The 17,412-nt window shown below is 66.0% G+C and carries 16 protein-coding genes; 13 read left to right on the forward strand and 3 right to left on the reverse strand.

The features are described from left to right. Nucleotides 1-10 precede the first annotated feature (10 nt). On the forward strand, nucleotides 11-1,300 hold the full coding sequence (locus tag J2S97_RS20285; RefSeq protein ID WP_307051739.1) for an APC family permease: 1,290 nt from the start codon (nucleotides 11-13) through the stop codon (nucleotides 1,298-1,300). Here the strand turns inward: J2S97_RS20285 and J2S97_RS20290 are convergent. Continuing rightward, nucleotides 1,191-1,754 carry a MarR family winged helix-turn-helix transcriptional regulator gene (locus J2S97_RS20290; RefSeq protein ID WP_307051740.1) on the reverse strand — a complete coding sequence of 188 codons (564 nt, stop codon included), beginning with the start codon at nucleotides 1,752-1,754 and terminating at the stop codon, nucleotides 1,191-1,193. The two genes, J2S97_RS20285 and J2S97_RS20290, sit on opposite strands and share 110 nt — an antisense overlap. 171 nt (nucleotides 1,755-1,925) lie before the next feature. Between J2S97_RS20290 and J2S97_RS20295 the strand changes: the two genes are divergently transcribed. Next, the gene (locus J2S97_RS20295; protein WP_307051741.1) at nucleotides 1,926-4,142 is read left to right on the forward strand and encodes an MMPL family transporter; all 2,217 of its coding nucleotides are present in this window, start codon (nucleotides 1,926-1,928) and stop codon (nucleotides 4,140-4,142) included. 22 nt (nucleotides 4,143-4,164) lie between these two features. Here J2S97_RS20295 and J2S97_RS20300 read toward each other — a convergent pair whose 3' ends face one another. Next, entirely contained in the window at nucleotides 4,165-5,097 is a 933-nt protein-coding gene (locus tag J2S97_RS20300) for an NAD-dependent epimerase/dehydratase family protein (RefSeq protein WP_307051742.1), read from the reverse strand. A gap of 175 nt (nucleotides 5,098-5,272) precedes the next feature. Here J2S97_RS20300 and J2S97_RS20305 point away from each other — a divergent pair, with 175 nt between their 5' ends. The 11 genes from J2S97_RS20305 (at nucleotide 5,273) to J2S97_RS20355 (ending at nucleotide 17,114) form a co-directional block, all read left to right on the forward strand. Next, nucleotides 5,273-6,058 (forward strand): TetR/AcrR family transcriptional regulator, encoded by a 786-nt coding sequence (locus tag J2S97_RS20305; protein ID WP_307051743.1) that lies wholly within the window; start codon nucleotides 5,273-5,275, stop codon nucleotides 6,056-6,058. 178 nt (nucleotides 6,059-6,236) lie between these two features. Further along, nucleotides 6,237-7,568, forward strand: a complete 1,332-nt coding sequence (locus J2S97_RS20310) for an extracellular solute-binding protein (RefSeq protein WP_307051744.1) — start codon at nucleotides 6,237-6,239, stop codon at nucleotides 7,566-7,568. 67 nt (nucleotides 7,569-7,635) lie between these two features. After that, on the forward strand, nucleotides 7,636-8,589 hold the full coding sequence (locus tag J2S97_RS20315) for a carbohydrate ABC transporter permease (protein WP_307051745.1): 954 nt from the start codon (nucleotides 7,636-7,638) through the stop codon (nucleotides 8,587-8,589). 2 nt (nucleotides 8,590-8,591) lie between these two features. Then, complete coding sequence (locus J2S97_RS20320; RefSeq protein ID WP_307051746.1) at nucleotides 8,592-9,491, forward strand: carbohydrate ABC transporter permease; 900 nt, start codon at nucleotides 8,592-8,594, stop codon at nucleotides 9,489-9,491. A 65-nt stretch (nucleotides 9,492-9,556) separates the two neighbouring features. Beyond that, nucleotides 9,557-11,092 (forward strand): arabinosylfuranosidase ArfA, encoded by a 1,536-nt coding sequence (gene arfA, locus J2S97_RS20325; protein WP_307051747.1) that lies wholly within the window; start codon nucleotides 9,557-9,559, stop codon nucleotides 11,090-11,092. Nucleotides 11,093-11,220: 128 nt separating this feature from the next. Further along, entirely contained in the window at nucleotides 11,221-11,658 is a 438-nt protein-coding gene (locus tag J2S97_RS20330; RefSeq protein WP_307051748.1) for a hypothetical protein, read from the forward strand. 351 nt (nucleotides 11,659-12,009) lie between these two features. Next, the gene (gene dnaK / locus J2S97_RS20335; protein ID WP_307051749.1) at nucleotides 12,010-13,884 is read left to right on the forward strand and encodes a molecular chaperone DnaK; all 1,875 of its coding nucleotides are present in this window, start codon (nucleotides 12,010-12,012) and stop codon (nucleotides 13,882-13,884) included. A gap of 2 nt (nucleotides 13,885-13,886) precedes the next feature. After that, a complete protein-coding gene (locus J2S97_RS20340) occupies nucleotides 13,887-14,585 on the forward strand; it encodes a nucleotide exchange factor GrpE (protein WP_307051750.1) in 699 nt (232 codons plus the stop codon). Nucleotides 14,586-14,681: 96 nt separating this feature from the next. Continuing rightward, nucleotides 14,682-15,668 (forward strand): DnaJ C-terminal domain-containing protein, encoded by a 987-nt coding sequence (locus tag J2S97_RS20345; protein ID WP_307051751.1) that lies wholly within the window; start codon nucleotides 14,682-14,684, stop codon nucleotides 15,666-15,668. Nucleotides 15,669-15,726: 58 nt separating this feature from the next. Continuing rightward, a complete protein-coding gene (locus J2S97_RS20350) occupies nucleotides 15,727-16,149 on the forward strand; it encodes a heat shock protein transcriptional repressor HspR (RefSeq protein ID WP_307051752.1) in 423 nt (140 codons plus the stop codon). A gap of 131 nt (nucleotides 16,150-16,280) precedes the next feature. Beyond that, nucleotides 16,281-17,114 carry an alpha/beta fold hydrolase gene (locus tag J2S97_RS20355; protein WP_307051753.1) on the forward strand — a complete coding sequence of 278 codons (834 nt, stop codon included), beginning with the start codon at nucleotides 16,281-16,283 and terminating at the stop codon, nucleotides 17,112-17,114. Between the two features lie 47 nt (nucleotides 17,115-17,161). Here J2S97_RS20355 and J2S97_RS20360 read toward each other — a convergent pair. Continuing rightward, nucleotides 17,162-17,412: integrase core domain-containing protein (locus J2S97_RS20360; RefSeq protein ID WP_307051754.1), on the reverse strand; the 251-nt coding region annotated here is incomplete at its 5' end.

Here is a 17,412-nt window from a genome sequence, read left to right on the forward strand (position 1 = left end):
GATTGGAGGAGTGGGAAACAACAAATCCAGCAGTCCAACAGGGCTCGGGCTGTTCCGGGCTACAGGCATCTACGTGGGGGCCATCCTTGGATCGGGCATCCTGGTGCTCCCGGCCATCGCCGCCCGGGAAGCGGGCCCTGCCTCGCTGCTCGCGTGGGCCGCGCTGCTGGTGTTCTGCACGCCCGTCGCCTTCAGTTTCGCTGAGATGAGCCGGCAGGAGCCCGACGCCGGCGGGATCGCCCACTTTGTCACGAGGGCTTTCGGGCGCCGCGCCTCGGTGGTGGCCGGCTACCTGTTCTACTTCGCCATCCCGTTCGGCGCGCCCGCCACCGCGGTGATCGGCGGCAACTACATCGCCAACGCACTGGGCGGCGGACACGGCACCGCACTGGTGGCCGCGGCTTTGCTGCTGGCGGCAGGATTCGCGAGCAACGCCGTCGGTATCAAACTGTCCAGCCGCCTCCAGTTGGTGCTGATGGTCCTGCTGGTGGCACTGCTGGCGCTCGCCGTTGCTGTGGCCGCTCCGTTTGCCAAAGCTGAGAACTTCGAACCGTTCGCGCCGCACGGCTACTGGGCCGTGGGCGGAGTGGCGAGCCTGTTGTTCTTCTGCTTCGCGGGATGGGAAGCCGTGACGCATCTGGCGGCCGAGTTCCGCGATCCCGGTCGCGACCTCAAGCGCGCCACGTGGCTGACGCTGGTCGTCGTCGGGGTGGTGTACATCGGCGTCGTGGCGGCCTCGGTGGCCGTGCTGGGGCCGGCTCTGCCGGGAAGCCCGGTGCCGGTCGCCGACCTGCTCGAAAAGGGGCTGGGGCCGCTGGCAGCCCCGCTGACCGCGGTCGCTGCGGCTGTGCTGACGTTCGGCCCGCTTAACACATTCATCGCCGGTGCCAGCCGGCTCGGTGCCAGCCTGGCGGCCGACGGCGTGCTGCCGCTTGCGATGGCGCGCGGCGGCGGGCCGGGCGAGGTGCCCTCCGTGAGCTTGGCCGTGCTGGCCGCGATGGCATTCCTGTCATTCGGGGCTGCAGTGGCCGGGCTGGCCAGCATGCAGTTCCAGATCGGCGCGGCGTCGGCATGCTTCACGGCGGTGACGGCCTTCGGTCTCGCTGCGGGCACCCGCCTGCTCCGGCCGGGAACGCCGGCGTGGTACGGCGTTATCGTCGCGGCGGCGGTGATGGTGCTGATCCTGCTGTTCAGCGGTTGGGCGCTGGCGGTTCCGGCGCTGCTGGCCGCGGCCGCGGTGTGGACGGGGGCGCGTTTCCTGCCGATTCCTGCGCGGCCGCTTCCTGCGCTGCACGGATAGTCGCACCGATCATGGACCCCATGAACCGGGCAGCAACCTCCAGTTCCGCCTCGGTGAATTCCGCCATGGCGGCGCCCATGTGGCGGGCCAGAGGCAGGAACATGGCGCCGCCGTCGCGGTAGGCCTTCGGCGTCATGCGGAGCTGGACTTGCCTCCGGTCGGTTCCCTGGCGTTCCCGCACCACATGTCCGGAGCCGTGCAGCCGGTCGATCAGCGCAGTGGTGGCGGGGGAACTGAGGTTCAGTTCCTTCCGGAGCACGCCGGGGGTGACGATCTGGTCCTTGGCAGTGTGCCGCATGATCACGGCGAGGGCATTGAGGTCGGTGCGGTGCATGTCATTGCGTGCGCCGGCCGAGTCCACATATCGGTTGGCCTCGAGGGTGAATTCCTGCAGCAGCCGGACTAGGCCCTGGGGTGCAGCCGGTTCGGGCCGTTCGGATGACTCTTCTGACACGGCGGCGCGACCCTCCTTCTGCTGTGGCTTCGCAAATGCTCCGGCCTAGCGAAAATTCTCTCATTCAAAGTGAGGCCGGAACGATTCGCGCACTCCGCTTATCTCTATGATGGAGATAGTCTATTGTGGAGTTGATTCCAATCCGCCGCGCCAAACAAAACAGAAGGAAACATGAAACAGAAACATCCCGGCACGCGCGTCCCGTTCTGGCTCCGCTGGCTGGTCCCCGTACTGCTCGTGGTCACTTGGCTGGCCATCGCCGGCGTAGGCGGACCCACCTTCGGCCGGCTGGAAGAAGTGTCGTCCAACGACCAGGCCTCATTCCTGCCCTCCGGCGCGGAAGCCACGGAAGCCCGGGACTGGCGGGAAAAGTTCAGGGACTCGGACGAGATCCCCGCCGTCGTTATCGTCGAAAGCGATTCCGCCTTCACTCCTGCGCAGCTGGGCGAGGCCGCCGTCCTCAAGGGCACGCTTGAGGAACTGCAGGCAGGAAGCGCAGTCATCGGCCCCATCCCGTCGGAGGACGGCATGGCGGTCCAGTTTGTGGTGCCCATTGCCACCTCGGGCGAGGTCAAAGGGATCGTGCAGGAGCTGCGCGACGAGGTGCAGGCTGCGGCTCCGGAGGGGATGCAGACGTTTGTTACCGGCCCCGCAGGACTGTCGGCGGACCTGGTGAGTGCCTTTGCCGGCATAGACGGAATCCTGCTGCTGGTGGCCCTCGCAGCCGTGTTCATCATCCTGCTGATCGTCTACCGGTCGTTGCTGCTGCCCATCGCGGTGCTCTTCACCTCGGTGTTCGCGCTCTGTGCCGCCATCCTGCTGGTATTCGGCATGGCGAAGCTGGGCTGGATCCAGCTCAGCGGCCAAAGCCAGGGCATTCTGTCCATTTTGGTGATCGGTGCGGCCACGGATTACGCCCTGCTGTATGTGGCCAGGTTCCGTGAAGCGCTGACCCGCACCACCAACCGCACCGAAGCCGTCCTCACGGCCTGGAAGGCATCCTTCGAACCCATCCTCGCCTCCGGCGCCACGGTGATCATCGCCCTGCTGTGCCTGCTGTTCTCCGACCTCAACTCCAACAGGGCGCTGGGTCCGGTGGCGGCCGCCGGCATCCTGTGTTCGCTGTTCGCTGCACTCACGCTGCTTCCGGCCCTGATGGCATTGCTGGGCCGTGCCGCCTTCTGGCCCTTCCGGCCCAAGCTGCTGCCCGAAACCGAGCGTGAACCGCAGCTGGTTACCGGACTCGAAGGCCAGAAGGGCCTGTGGCGTGCCACCGGTTCGCTGGTCTCCCGCCGGCCGCGGACCGTCTGGGTCGCCTCCGTGCTGCTTCTCCTGGTGGCTTCCGCCGGCATCCTGCAGCTCAAAGCCAACGGTGTGCCGCAGACGGATGTCATCCTGACAGCTTCCAATGCGGTGGACGGCCAGGACGCCCTGGCGCGCCATTTTGACGCCGGCTCCGGCAGCCCCGTGGTGATCGTCGCCGACGAGGCGAAGGCGCAGGACGTGCTGGTGGAAACCAAGGCGACGGACGGCGTCGGCGACGCCTACCTGCTGGCGGATGGCAGCGTACCCATCACCAGCGGTGCAGCGGCCGCGCCCGGCGCACCCACGGCGCCGGGAGTCCGGGACGGCAAAGTACTGATCAATGCGACCCTGAACTATGCGGCAGACTCCAATGACGCTGAAACCGTTGTGGTGAAGCTGCGCGAGAACGTCAAAGCGGTCGACGACGGCGCCCTGGTGGGCGGCGTGACGGCCACGGCGCTGGACACCAACACCACGGCCCGGCGGGACCTGGTGACCATCATCCCCGTGGTCCTCGCCGTCATCCTCGTCATCCTGATGCTGCTGCTGCGCTCCGTGCTGGCCCCGGTCCTGCTCGTGGCCTCCGTAGTGCTCTCCTACGCCGCGGCGATGGGCGTGTCCGCCCTCGTGTTCAACCACATCTTCGGGTTCCCGGGAGCCGACGCCACGGTGCCCCTCTTCGGCTTTGTGTTCCTTGTGGCGCTGGGCGTGGACTACAACATCTTCCTGATGAGCCGCGTCCGCGAGGAGTCCCTCAAGCACGGCACCAGGCCCGGGATCCTACGGGGCCTTGGTGTGACGGGCGGCGTCATAACCTCCGCCGGGGTAGTCCTCGCCGCAACCTTCGCTGCGCTGGGCGTCATCCCCATCATGTTCCTGGTGCAACTCGCCTTCATCGTCGCGTTCGGGGTTCTGCTGGACACCGTGCTGGTGCGCTCGCTGCTGGTCCCGGCGCTGTCCTACGATCTGGGCCGGCGGATCTGGTGGCCCGGCAAGCCCGGTAAGCCGGAGCCGGATCTGGCGGTACCGCGGGACGCCGCCGGAAGCCCGGAACCCGAACCGGAGGGCGCCGTCCGCCGCTAGGCCGGGCCGGCGGGCCGGAACATCAATTCTTCTGCGCCCGCCACCAGGCCACCGTGGCTGCAGCGGCATCCGGCAGCGGCGTCGGACGCAGTCCCAGGGCAGCCTCGCTGGCTCCCGAGTCCATCACGAACGGCCGCTCGAACTGGTAGAGCATTTCCGCCACTTCCCGGGTGCCGGCCGAGAACAGGCCCATGGCCCGGAGGAGCCAGCCGGGTGCTGCGCCCATTCTGGGGGCAGCCGCACCGCCGGCTTCCGCGAAGGCGGCGGCGAGCTGGAGCTGCGTGAGGGCCGGGCCGGTGGGTGCGTGCCACACCCGGTTCCAGAGTGTCGGCGTCTCCGCAGCCCGGATCATGGCTGCAGCAAGGTCCGGCACGTAGGTAAAAGCGTGGGGCCGGTCTGCGCTGCCGATCACCAGGGTCCGCTTTCCGGCCAGCACTGCCGGCACGATGCGTTCGCCGGCGTGTGAGGTCCGCACCCGCGGACCGAAGAAGTCGCCCGCCACGACGCTCACGGTGTTGGTGGGCGAGGCCGCACGTGCCTTCAGCAGCTCAGTGCGCACACCGCGCTTGCCGCCAACCGACTCCCGGGGGCTGCCTTCCACCATGACGGCGTCCGGCTGGCTGTAGGAGTACAGGCTTTCAGGAAATACGACGACGGCGCCCGCTTCGCCCGCCGCCGCCAGCACGGCTTCCTCGGCCCGCGGGAGTTCCTGCATCCACGCTTCTGCCGTGTAGGCGGAGCCGTGGATGCAATGGAAGACAGCCGCTGATCCGCGGAACGCCTCGCCGAGCGGTACGGGGTCAGAGACATCCATGGACATCCTGTCGATAAGGGGGTGCTCGGGACCGCTGCCGGAGCGGGTGAGGATCCGCACCCGCTTGCCTTGGCCGGCAAGTTGTTCCGCGACGGTCCAACCAACGGGTCCGGCGCCGGTGACCACGTACACTTCGGGCATCTGATTCTCTTTCCTCTGGACGTTCCGTCTGCTCCTGTACGGCCAGCCAGCGGCTGGCGGGGCAGAAGTAATGGAGAGCAGTGCTCTCGAAACAAGGATGCTCGCCGCCGGCAAGGATGTCAAGAGCACTGCTCTCAATTGTTGACGGTGCTCCGACACGTGGAATGCTGGTGTCATGTCAGTTCCAAACACCGCTGCGGCGAGCACTCCCGCAGCACTCCGCACGCCCCGCGAGCGTGCCAGGGCGCAGACCGTTGCCGATATTGTCCGGCTTGGCCGGGAGCACTTGGCCGTCCACGGCGCCGCGGCACTGTCGCTCCGGGCCGTGGCCCGGGACCTGGGGGTGGTCTCGTCTGCGGTGTACCGCTACGTTGAAAACCGCGACGAGTTGCTGACCCTCTTGCTGATCGACGCCTACGGCGAACTGGGCGACGAAGTGGATGCCGCCGTCGGCCGCGTGGCGGAAGCGGACTTCGCGGGGCGCTTCCGGGCGCTGGGGCGCGCCGTCCGCGGCTGGGCCATCCGCGAGCCTGCCCGCTATGCCCTGCTCTTCGGCAGTCCGGTGCCCGGATACCGGGCCCCTGCGGACCGTACCACCGGACCGGGGACCCGAGTGATCTACAGCCTGATGACCATCTTCGACGCCGCCTGGCGGGCAGGTGCGCTCGGCGCCGCACCGGCGCCTGCGGCTGCGGGGTCCGCGGGAGGGGTGCCCGCGGCGGCCGCTCCTGCACTTGAGGTGCCCCGCCCCCTCGCCTCGGACCTGCAAGCCATCCGGGAGGAGCTGGGCCTGGCCGTGCCGGATGACCTGCTGGCCCGCGGCGCGCTGGTATGGACGTCGCTCTTCGGAGCCGTCAGCTTCGAGGTATTCGGCCAGTATGGGGCGGATACCTTCTCGGCCCCGGACGCGCTGTTCGAGCATCATCTGAGTGTCCTGGGCGGACTGGCCGGGCTGAATTAGGGGCCGGTGGGTCTGGCGTGACGGGTGTTTGCGTAGCAATTGTGAACGCTAACAAAAAAGCCTTGTCTGCCCATATACAACGATGTAAAGTGTGGTGCAGCCCACGGTCGCGCAGACCGGCTTCCGGTCATCCGAAGGCGGCTACAAGTTTTGTCTGGCTACGTCCAAAGGAGTGACGGTGAAGCATCAGGATTCCGGCAGTACCCATCTGAACCGCAGGCAATTGCTGCTGAGCGGAGGTGCCCTGCTCGGCGGGCTTGCCCTCGCCGGGGGGCTTGCCGGCTCCGGTGGCGCAGCCCAGGCCGCCACGGACGACATCCGCTTCTGGCACCTCCTCTCCGGCGGTGACGGCATCAAGATGATGGCCATGATCGACAAAGCCAACGCGGACCACACTGACTACAGGGTCAAGCCCACCGTTCTCGCGTGGGGTGCCCCGTACTACACCAAACTGGCCATGGCCTCTGCGGGCGGGCGGCCGCCCGAGGTGGCCATCATGCACGCGGCCAGGGTGCCCGGCTATGCTCCCGGCGGACTGCTGGATGCCTGGGACCTGGACCTGCTGGCGGAGTTCGGCGTGCGGCCGGAGGACTTCGGCCCGAGAATCTGGGAGAAGAGCCAGTTCAACGGCCAGGTGTTTTCGCTGGCGCTGGACTCGCACCCGTTCGTAATGCTTTACAACACCGAGCTGGCGGGCAAAGCCGGCGTGCTGGGGAACGACGGGCGGCTGGCCGGGATATCCTCGCCGTCGCAATTCCTTGAAGTGAGCCGGGAACTGCAGCGCGTCACCGGCAAGCACGGGCTTTCCTACGGATACCTGGGCGACGGCGCGCAGATGTGGCGCCTGTTCTACACCCTCTACCGCCAGCATGGCGCGGAATTCGTCCTGGATCCCGGCAAACCCGCCCAGGTGGACCGCGATGTGGCCATCGACTGCCTGGAGTTCATCAAGTCGCTGCTGGACAACACGATTTCCACAAAAAGCGGCGACGGCGGCACGGCCATCGCCGAATTCGCCAGCCAGGGGTCGGGGCTGCTTTTCACCGGCGTTTGGGAGCTGCCCACCATGAAGACGGCGGGTGTTCCGCTCGGAGCAAGCACCATCCCCACCCTGTTCGGAACGCCTGGGGCCTTCGCCGACTCGCACTCGTTCGTGCTGCCGCACCAGGCCAAGCTCGACGAATCCAAGCGCCGCGGCGTGTACCAGTTCGTCGCGTCCATGCTCAAGGGATCCCTGAGCTGGGCGGAGGCCGGCCACATTCCGGCCTACCAGCCGGTGGTGAAGTCCAAGGAGTACGCGGCGCTGGATCCGCAGGCGGATTATGCGAACGCAGCGGACATCATCAACTACGATCCCGAGGCCTGGTTCACAGGCTCCGGATCCGACTTCCAGAGCTATTTCGCCGAGAACGTCCAGAACGTGTTCCTCGGACGGGACAAGGCCACCGACGGTTGGGACGCCTTCATGAAGCGCATCAACGCGGTCCTCGCCATGCCTAACCCGGTGTGAGCATCGAACCCAGCATGGCCGCCGAATCCCGATTGAGTACCGCCCCGTTCGTGACAAAGGAGTCCTCATGAGCACCGCCCCCACAACAGCGCCCGCCGGGAAATCAACACGCAGCCGGCGCGACGACATCCCAGCGCCCGCGGCGAAATCGTCCCGCTCCAGGCGCGACAACATCCATGGCTGGGCCTTCTCCGCCCCGTTCCTGGTCTTCTTCCTGACGTTCCTGGTCTGGCCCATGATTTCCGGGGCCGTCATGAGCCTCACCGGAAAATCGCTCACCGGCGCCAACAGCGGGTTCATCGGACTGGCTAACTACACCGAGGCGTTCGCCGACCAGGACATGTGGCGGTCGCTGGGGAACACCCTCTATTTCACACTGATCAGCACCGTGCCGCTGGTAGTCATCGCCCTGGCCCTGGCAGCACTGGTCAACATGGGCCTTCCCGCGCAGTGGCTGTGGCGGCTCTCCTTCTTCTCCCCGTTCCTGCTCGCCTCCACCGTGGTCTCGCTCTTCTTTGCCTGGATGTACAACCCGGAGCTTGGGCTGTTCAACGATTTGCTCGCCAACCTGGGCATTCCGCCGGTGGCCTGGCTGAATGACCCGTCCGTGGCGATGTGGGCCGTCGTGATTGCGACGGTGTGGTGGACCGTGGGCTTCAACTTCCTGCTGTACCTGGCCGCGCTGCAGAACATCCCGCAGCAGCACTATGAAGCGGCATCGCTCGACGGCGCGGGCGGCTGGCGGCAGTTCTTCTCCATCAGTCTTCCCCAGCTGGGCCCCACCACGGTGATGATCGTTATCCTGCAGATCCTCGCGTCCCTGAAGGTCTTTGACCAGATCTACCAGATGACCGAAGGCGGACCGGGCGGAGCGACCCGCTCCATCGTGCAGTACATCTTCGAGGCCGGATTCACGGGCTACCGGCTGGGCTACTCCGCAGCCATTTCCTACATCTTCTTCGGCTTGATCCTGCTCATCGCACTGGCCCAGGTCTTCACCGCACGGAAAAGGAGCGCCTAGCCATGGCCACCACCACACTTTCCAAGCCTGCACTTCGGCCCAAGGGCTCCACTGAAACCGTGCCAAACCGCCGACCGAAGACGCCGCTTTCGCGCATCCTGGCCACCGTCGTTGTGTCCGTCCTCGCTGTGGCGTGGCTGGTGCCCTTCGCCTGGGCAACGGCTACCGCACTGAAGAGCGAAACGGATGCCGCGTCCACCCCCATCAGCTGGATACCGGCGTCGGGCTTCACCCTCGATGCCTTCGCCAAAGTCCTGCAGAGCGGCAACATCCCCACCTGGACCCTCAACTCGCTGTTCACGTCCGCGGCGATCACGGCCATTACGCTGGTGATTTCCGCGTCCGTGGCCTACGCCATTTCGCGGATCGATTTCCGCGGCAAGAGGATGCTGATGGGCGTGATCGTGGCCTCCATCATCATTCCGCCTCCGGTCCTCATCATCCCGCTGTTCCAGCAGATGCAGTCGCTGAACCTGATCGACACGTACTGGGCGCTGATCCTGCCGCAGGTGATCCACTCGCCGATGGTGTTCGTGCTCAAGAAGTTCTTCGACCAGATTCCGCGCGAACTCGAGGAAGCTGCCCTGATGGACGGTGCGGGCCGGCTGCGGATCTTCACCACGATTGTGCTCCCGCTGTCCCGGCCCATCCTGGCCGCCGTGGCCATCTTCGTGTTCATCGGGGCGTGGAACAACTTCCTGTGGCCCTTCATTGCCACCAACGAGAGTTCCCTGCTCACCCTGCCCGTGGGCCTGCAGACCATCAAGAGCGCCTACGGCATCCAGTACGCCCAGAACATGGCCTCGGCCCTGCTGGCCGCGCTGCCCCTGATCGTGGTGTTCCTGTTCTTCCAGCGGCAGATCATCAGGGGTGTGGCCACCACCGGCCTCGCCGGCACCTAGGCCATCCCCAGGCCCGAACACCTTGGGCCATCCACAACAAGCCAAACACCAGGACAGGAGCAAAAATGTCCCGCGCACGAATTACCATTGACCGCGACTTCACCGTAGGTGAAGTTCCCCGCCGGATCTTCGGATCCTTTGTTGAGCACATGGGCCGTTGCGTCTACACCGGCATCTACGAGCCGGGCCACCCACGGGCGGATGACCGCGGTTTCCGCCGCGACGTCATGGACCTCGTCAAGGAACTCGGCGCCACCGTCGTCAGGTACCCCGGCGGAAACTTCGTCTCCGGCTACAACTGGGAGGACGGCATCGGACCGGTCGCGGACCGGCCGCGCCGGCTGGACGGCGCCTGGCACACGCTGGAAACCAACGCCTTCGGCCTGCACGAATTCGTGGACTGGTCCCGCGAAGCCGGGGTGGAGGTCATGGAAGCCGTCAACCTCGGCACCCGCGGCGTGGATGCCGCCCGCGAGCTGGTGGAGTACGCCAACATTCCGTCCGGCACCCGGCTGTCCGACCTGCGCAGGAAGAACGGCCATGAGGACCCCTTCAACATCAAGCTGTGGTGCCTGGGCAACGAGATGGACGGGCCGTGGCAGATCGGACACAAGACTGCCGAGGAGTACGGCCGGCTGGCGCAGGAAGCGGCGAAGGCCATGCGCTTCGTGGATCCGGACATTGAGCTCGTGGCCTGCGGCAGCTCGAACTCGGGCATGCCCACCTTCGGCGCGTGGGAGCAGACCGTTCTGACCCACACCTACGAGCAGGTGGACTATGTCTCGCTGCACGCCTACTACCAGGAACAGGACGGCGACGCCGGCAGCTTCCTGGCCAGCGCCGTCGACATGGACTACTTCATCGAATCCGTGATCGCCACGGCGGACGCCGTCCGCGCCAAGGGCAAGCACAAGAAGCACATCAACCTCTCCTTCGACGAATGGAACGTCTGGTACACCCGCCCCGGAGACGCCGACAGCCCCGCGGAAGTGGGCAAGCACGGCTGGCGCGAGCACCCCCGCGTCATCGAGGACCAGTACAACGTGACGGACGCCGTCGTCGTCGGTACGTTCCTCAACTCCCTGCTCCGGCACGGTGACCGCGTCAAGATCGCCAACCAGGCGCAGCTGGTCAACGTGATCGCCCCCATCCTCAGCGAGGAAAACGGGCCGGCGTGGAAGCAGACCATCTTCCATCCGTTCGCGCGCATGGCCGAGCTGGCACACGGCCAGATCCTCCGGCTGGCGGTCGATTCGGACAAGTACAGCAACGCGAAGTTCGGCGACGCCGACCTCGTGGACGTCAGCGCCACGTGGAATGAGGAAACGGGGCGCATCGCGCTGTTCCTCGCCAACCGCGGGCTGGAAGAAGCGGCGGACATCGAGGTGGTCCTTCGCGGCTTCGATGCCCGGCAGGTGATCCGGGCCGAAGTGCTTCGGATTCCTGACGGCGCCGACCGTTTCATCACCAACACGCTGGAGAACCCCGGGGCCGTCGGCCTCATCCCTCTGGAAGGGGTCAAGGCTGCCGGCGGCGAAGTCCGCGCGAGCCTGCCGGCCCTTTCATGGGCGGCCATCGAACTGGAGGTCGAGCGCAACTGAGGTGACCCGCTGACACCGTGACCGGCCCCGGGAACGGGGCCCGTTCGGCACTGTTGGACGGCCGGGCGGATGGATAGACTGCCCATGCGCCCGTCCGGGCGTCCGATGCTTCCAGGAGGGATCCGTCAGTGTCAGAGAACAGTGAATTTGAAGCACAAAAGCAGCCCAGCACAGAGCCCGCGCCGGCAGTTGAAGGCGACAGCGGCCAGTATGTCGACGGCGACTACGGCGAGGCGGGCATTGCGCGCGAGGACGGAACGACGGCCGCCGGCGAAGGCGAGTATCCCGAGGGTGATTTCGGGGCGGCCGGAGCCGTTGAGGAACCGGCACGCACCGTCGAAGGAGAGTACGAGGCTGGCGACTACGGCAAGGCCGGCACCGCGGGGGAGAACCTGGCGACCGTTGAGGAAGCCGAGTACCCGGACGGCGACTACGGTAGCGCGGGCACTGCCGGCGCCGCCGGCGCAGAAGAGGTGCCCGCGGAGCACCGGCTCGTCGAGGATGAAGTGCCCCTGGAAGACGAGGCTGAGGAAGAAGATGAGGATCAGCCGCGCGACCCTGCCTGAGGAAGCCGGCCTCAAACGGCCGGCCTGAAGGCACCTGTCTGAAATGCCTGCCTGAAGGCTTTCGTCGCACTGACCTGCCTCGGCGCCGGGTTCACGCACAGCGAAACCGGCCCCGGGGCATCGCCATGTCCGGGAGAAAACGGCGGATTGGCGGCTTTTTGGAACGGCCCATACCAACTGCTGGTGCCACTCATTCGCAAACTTGAGCGTGGTTGACTCAACTTTGGATTGACTTAAATCCGGCCATCGGTAAAGTTGAGTGTAGATCGCTCAATCAGTGGGCGTGCCTGAATTTCGACCAGCCCGGACACCGGGCCCGGGATCGTTTCCAAGGAAAGAAGGAAGCAACACATGTCACGTGCAGTAGGTATCGACCTCGGAACCACCAACTCCGTCGTCTCCGTTCTCGAAGGTGGCGAGCCCACCGTTATTGCCAACGCCGAGGGTGGCCGCACCACGCCGTCCGTCGTTGCGTTCTCCAAGTCCGGCGAAGTCCTGGTCGGCGAGATCGCGAAGCGCCAGGCCGTCAACAACATCGACCGCACTATCGCCTCCGTCAAGCGCCACATGGGCACTGACTGGTCCGTAGCGATCGACGACAAGAAGTACACCGCGCAGGAAATCTCCGCCCGTGTCCTCATGAAGCTGAAGAACGACGCCGAGTCCTACCTCGGCGAGAAGGTCACCGACGCCGTGATCACCGTTCCGGCCTACTTCAACGACGCCGAGCGCCAGGCCACCAAGGAAGCCGGCGAGATCGCGGGCCTGAACGTCCTGCGCATCGTCAACGAGCCCACCGCTGCTGCGCTCGCCTACGGCCTGGACAAGGGCAAGGAAGACGAACTCATCCTGGTCTTCGACCTCGGCGGCGGAACCTTCGACGTCTCCCTGCTGGAAGTCGGCAAGGACGAAGACGACTTCTCCACCATCCAGGTGCGCTCCACCGCCGGTGACAACCGCCTCGGCGGCGACGACTGGGACCAGCGCGTCGTCAACTACCTGCTGAACCAGCTCAAGGTCAAGGGCATCGATCTCTCCAAGGACAAGATCGCCCTGCAGCGCCTCCGTGAAGCCGCTGAGCAGGCCAAGAAGGAACTCTCTTCCTCCACCAGCACCAACGTCTCGCTCCAGTACCTTTCCGTCACCCCCGACGGCCCGGTCCACCTGGACGAGCAGCTGACCCGCGCCAAGTTCCAGGACCTCACCAAGGACCTGCTCGAGCGCACCAAGAAGCCGTTCCACGACGTCATCAAGGAAGCCGGTATCAAGCTCTCCGAGATCGACCACATCGTCCTGGTGGGCGGTTCCACCCGTATGCCTGCCGTCTACGAACTGGTCAAGGAACTCGCCGGCGGCAAGGAGCCCAACAAGGGCGTCAACCCGGACGAGGTCGTCGCCGTCGGCGCCGCACTGCAGGCAGGTGTCCTGAAGGGCGAGCGCAAGGACGTGCTGCTGATCGACGTCACCCCGCTGTCCCTCGGTATTGAAACCAAGGGCGGTGTCATGACGCACCTGATCGAGCGCAACACGGCCATCCCCACCAAGCGGTCCGAGACCTTCACCACGGCTGACGACAACCAGCCGTCCGTGGCCATCCAGGTCTTCCAGGGCGAGCGCGAGTTCACCCGCGACAACAAGCCGCTGGGCACGTTCGAGCTGACCGGCATCGCTCCGGCTCCGCGCGGCGTCCCGCAGGTCGAGGTCACCTTCGACATCGACGCCAACGGCATCGTGCACGTCTCCGCCAAGGACAAGGGCACCGGCAAGGAACAGTCCATGACCATCACCGGCGGCACTGCGCTCTCCAAGGAAGACATTGACCGCATGGTCAAGGACGCCGAGGAGCACGCAGCCGAGGACAAGGCCCGCCGCGAGGCAACCGACACCCGCAACACCGCCGAGCAGCTTGCCTACTCCGTGGACAAGCTCATCATCGACAACGCCGACAAGCTGCCTGAAGAGGTCAAGACCGAGGTCCAGGCCGACGTCGACGCCCTTAAGAAGGCCCTCGAAGGCACCGACGACGCCGCCGTCAAGACGGCGTTCGAGAAGCTGCAGGCTTCCCAGACCAAGCTCGGCGAAGCCATCTACGCACAGGCCGGTTCGCCGGACGGTGCCACGGGTGCAGCAGGTGCTGAGGGTGCTGCCGCCGGCGGCGACAAGACGGGTTCTTCGGATGAAGACATCGTCGACGCCGAGATCGTTGACGAAGAAGAGAAGAAGTAACCATGCCGCATCACGGTAACGAGGAAGAGCACACCCCTTCCAAGGACCAGCAGCATCACCGCGACAGCCGCGACAACGGGGAGAACGAGCCGCAGAAGCCGATCATCCGGGACAACCGCAAGGTTGACCCGGAGACCGGGGCGGCCCGCCACCCCGAGCGTGACGGCCACACCGACAAAGCCGGCAAAGCGGCCGAAACCGAGGGCGACGCGCTTTCCCAGGCCGAGGACATCCTCAACAGCGTTGAGGTTCCTGCCGAGGAATCGGTGGCGCAGGGAGTCGGCGCAGCGGAGGCGGAGGAACTCAAGAACGACCTCCGCCGCCTGCAGGCCGAGTACGTCAACTACCGCAAGCGCGTCGAACGCGACCGCGCCGTGGCAGGGGAGATGGCCGTTATCGGCGTCCTGAACTCGCTGCTTCCGGTGCTGGACGACGTCGACGCCGCCCGCCAGCACGGCGACCTGACCGACGGCCCGTTCGCCGCGATCGCCGCCAAGCTGGAAAACGCGCTGAAGACCTACGGCCTGGTGCGCATCGATGAGACCGGAGTGGAGTTCGACCCCACCATCCACGAGGCACTCATCCAGCAGCCCGGCGAGGACGTCGAAATCGACACCGTCAGCCAGGTCCTGCGCTCCGGTTACAAGTCCGGCGAGCGGGTCCTCCGGGCGGCTCAGGTTATTGTTGCAGTCCCTGCATAAGTAGCCCAAACATAGCGCGAAGCAGGTGGTGGGCCCCGGGGGCGGGGGCCCATCACCTGCGCAGCGCATTTTGTAAGAACTTGAAAGGAAACGCCATTGGCTAGCCAGGACTGGGCCGACAAGGATTTCTATAAGATCCTTGGAATCGCCAAGGACGCTTCCGACGCCGATATCAAGAAGGCTTACCGGAAGCTTGCTCGCCAGCACCACCCGGACACTAACGCGGGTGATGTGGCTTCGGAGAAGAAGTTCAAGGACATCTCCGAGGCCTATTCGGTGCTTTCGGATCCCGATGAGCGGCAGCAGTATGACGCGATCCGTGCCATGGGCGGCGGCGCGCGGTTTGCTCCCGGCGGCGGAGGCGGGGCGCCTGGCGGTGCCGGCTTTGAAGATCTCTTCGGCGGCCTCTTCACCGGCGGCGGCGGCCGTCACTCCGGCGGCTACAGCACTTCGGGCGGCATCCCGCCGGAGTTCGCGGACCTGTTCGGTGGAGGTTTCGGCGGCGCAGGCGGCCCCGCAGGCTACCAGCGCGCGCCGCAGAAGGGCGCCGACCGCACGGCAACCACCACTATTTCCTTCGCGGGTTCCATCCGCGGCACCACCATCGGTCTGCGCGAACCGGACGGAGACGTCATTGATGTCCGTGTTCCGGCGGGAATCAAGGACGGACAGAAGGTCCGCGTCCGCGGCAAGGGCCAGTACGGCCCCGCCGGCAACGGCGACCTGATGGTCACCGTAAACGTCAAGGGCCACGACTTCTACACCCGCGACGGCGACAACCTCCGCATCCATGTTCCGGTCACCTTCCCGGAGGCGGCCTTGGGCGCTGACATCGAGGTGCCGACGATCGACGGCGAGACGGTCAAGGTCCGCGTTCCCGCGGGAACGCCGTCCGGCCGCACGCTGCGCGTCAAGGGCCGCGGGGTCAAGCACTCCAAGGCCACCGGTGACCTGCTGGTGACTATCGACGTCGTGGTTCCGCAGAAGCTGACCAAGGAAGCGGAGGAAGCCGTCAAGACCTTCGCCGCAGCCACTGCCGGCGAGGACGTCCGCGCCGGACTGGCAGCCAAGGCACGCCTCTAGGAACACCACGCCTCTAGGAACACGGGGGACAGGACAGCGGATTAGGGAGAGGGCCGGCATGGACATTGACTTCGATCAGCCGATCTTCGTCATCTCGGTGGCGGCTGAGCTGGCTGACATGCACCCGCAGACGCTCCGGCAGTATGACCGCCTGGGCATCGTCTCGCCCAGCCGTGCGCCCGGAAAATCCAGGCGGTACTCCCAGCGTGACGTCAACATGCTGCGCGAGGTGCAGCGGCTCTCCCACGAAGGGGTGTCGCTGGAGGGAATCAAAAGGATCCTGCAGCTGGAAAACCAAGTGGCTGCCCTGCAGCGGCGGGTGATTGAACTGACCGAGGAACTCGGCCGCCGTCGCACGCCGCTGGACTCGCGCATTTTCGCCGCCGGGACTGCTGGCGATGTGGTCAGCCTGGCGCGCGGCCAGCGGCCCCGGGCCCGCTCCCAAGCCGTGGTGGTGTGGCGTCCCCGCCCCACGGAATGAGCGGATTAGCCTCAAACTGACCAGGCAGGCGGGCCTGGCGCCTCTGCCTTGACAGCCGAAGCCTGCCGGAACAGAGTGAATGGTCACGCCTGTGCACTGCCAGTCTTCACTGCCCCGGAAGGAACGCCCTCATGGCCTTTGTCTCTGTCGGAAAAGAAAACAGCACCACCGTTGAGCTGTACTACGAGGACCACGGACAGGGACAGCCGGTGGTCCTCATCCATGGTTATCCGCTCGACGGCGCGTCCTGGGAACGGCAGACAGCTGCATTGTTGGAGGCCGGCTACCGCGTGATCACCTACGACCGCCGCGGTTTCGGAAAATCCAGCCAGCCCACCGAGGGCTACGACTACGACACCTTTGCCGCGGACCTCGATTCCCTGCTCACCGACCTCGACCTGGCAGATGCCGTGCTGGTGGGCTTCTCGATGGGCACCGGCGAAGTGGCCCGCTACCTCAGCACCTACGGATCGGCCCGCGTGGCCAAGGCCGTGTTCCTGGGGTCCCTGGAACCCTTCCTGCTCAAGACAGGGGACAACCCCGACGGCGTCCCCCAGGAAGTCTTCGACGGCCTGCTCGCCGCCGTGAAGGATGACCGCTACGCGTTCTTCACCGAGTTCTTCAAGAACTTCTACAACACCGACGACACGCTTGGCAGCCGCCTCAGTGACGAGGCGCTGCGGGCCAGCTGGGCCACGGCGAGCAAGGCCTCCGCGCACGCCTCCGTGGTTGCCCAGCCCACGTGGCTGACGGACTTCCGCTCAGACATCCCGAAGATCGACGTGCCCGCGCTGATCGTGCACGGAACGGCGGACAACATCCTGCCCATCGACGCCACCGGCCGCCGCTTCAAGGAAGCGCTGCCCGCCGCTGACTACATGGAAATCGAAGGCGCCCCGCACGGAATGCTCTGGACCCACGCGCAGGAAATCAACGAGGCACTCCTGGCGTTCCTCAAGAAGTAGCCGCGCGCCGCTGCTGCCGCCCGGCAGCTGCATTGCCGGGCGGCGCGCTAGCTGTATTGACCTGGGAGGTTGGTGACGCGGCTGGCTGGTGTCTGACCTTTGAGTGAGGTGTGGGCTCGGTGGTGATTGTAGCTGTGCAGCCAGGCGGGGAAAGCGGCGACGCGCTCGGCCTCTGAGCTGTAGGGGCGGATATAGGCCCATTCCTCGAGCATGGTGCGGTTGAACCGTTCGACCTTGCCGTTGGTTTGCGGACGGTAGGGGCGTGTGCGCTTGTGCTTGATGTCCGGGCCCAGGGCTT

The organism is Arthrobacter oryzae, from assembly GCF_030812315.1.
GTDB classification, from domain to species: Bacteria; Actinomycetota; Actinomycetes; order Actinomycetales; family Micrococcaceae; genus Arthrobacter; species Arthrobacter oryzae_B.

Bases quoted from the DNA above. Each gene is read 5' to 3' on its own strand.
- J2S97_RS20295 (WP_307051741.1), top strand. From the start codon at position 1,926: ATGAAACAGAAACATCCCGGCACGCGCGTCCCGTTCTGGCTCCGCTGG.
- J2S97_RS20300 (WP_307051742.1), bottom strand. From the start codon at position 5,097: ATGCCCGAAGTGTACGTGGTCACCGGCGCCGGACCCGTTGGTTGGACC.
- J2S97_RS20305 (WP_307051743.1), top strand. From the start codon at position 5,273: ATGTCAGTTCCAAACACCGCTGCGGCGAGCACTCCCGCAGCACTCCGC.
- J2S97_RS20315 (WP_307051745.1), top strand. From the start codon at position 7,636: ATGAGCACCGCCCCCACAACAGCGCCCGCCGGGAAATCAACACGCAGC.
- J2S97_RS20320 (WP_307051746.1), top strand. From the start codon at position 8,592: ATGGCCACCACCACACTTTCCAAGCCTGCACTTCGGCCCAAGGGCTCC.
- arfA (WP_307051747.1), top strand. From the start codon at position 9,557: ATGTCCCGCGCACGAATTACCATTGACCGCGACTTCACCGTAGGTGAA.
- dnaK (WP_307051749.1), top strand. From the start codon at position 12,010: ATGTCACGTGCAGTAGGTATCGACCTCGGAACCACCAACTCCGTCGTC.
- J2S97_RS20340 (WP_307051750.1), top strand. From the start codon at position 13,887: ATGCCGCATCACGGTAACGAGGAAGAGCACACCCCTTCCAAGGACCAG.
- J2S97_RS20350 (WP_307051752.1), top strand. From the start codon at position 15,727: ATGGACATTGACTTCGATCAGCCGATCTTCGTCATCTCGGTGGCGGCT.
- J2S97_RS20355 (WP_307051753.1), top strand. From the start codon at position 16,281: ATGGCCTTTGTCTCTGTCGGAAAAGAAAACAGCACCACCGTTGAGCTG.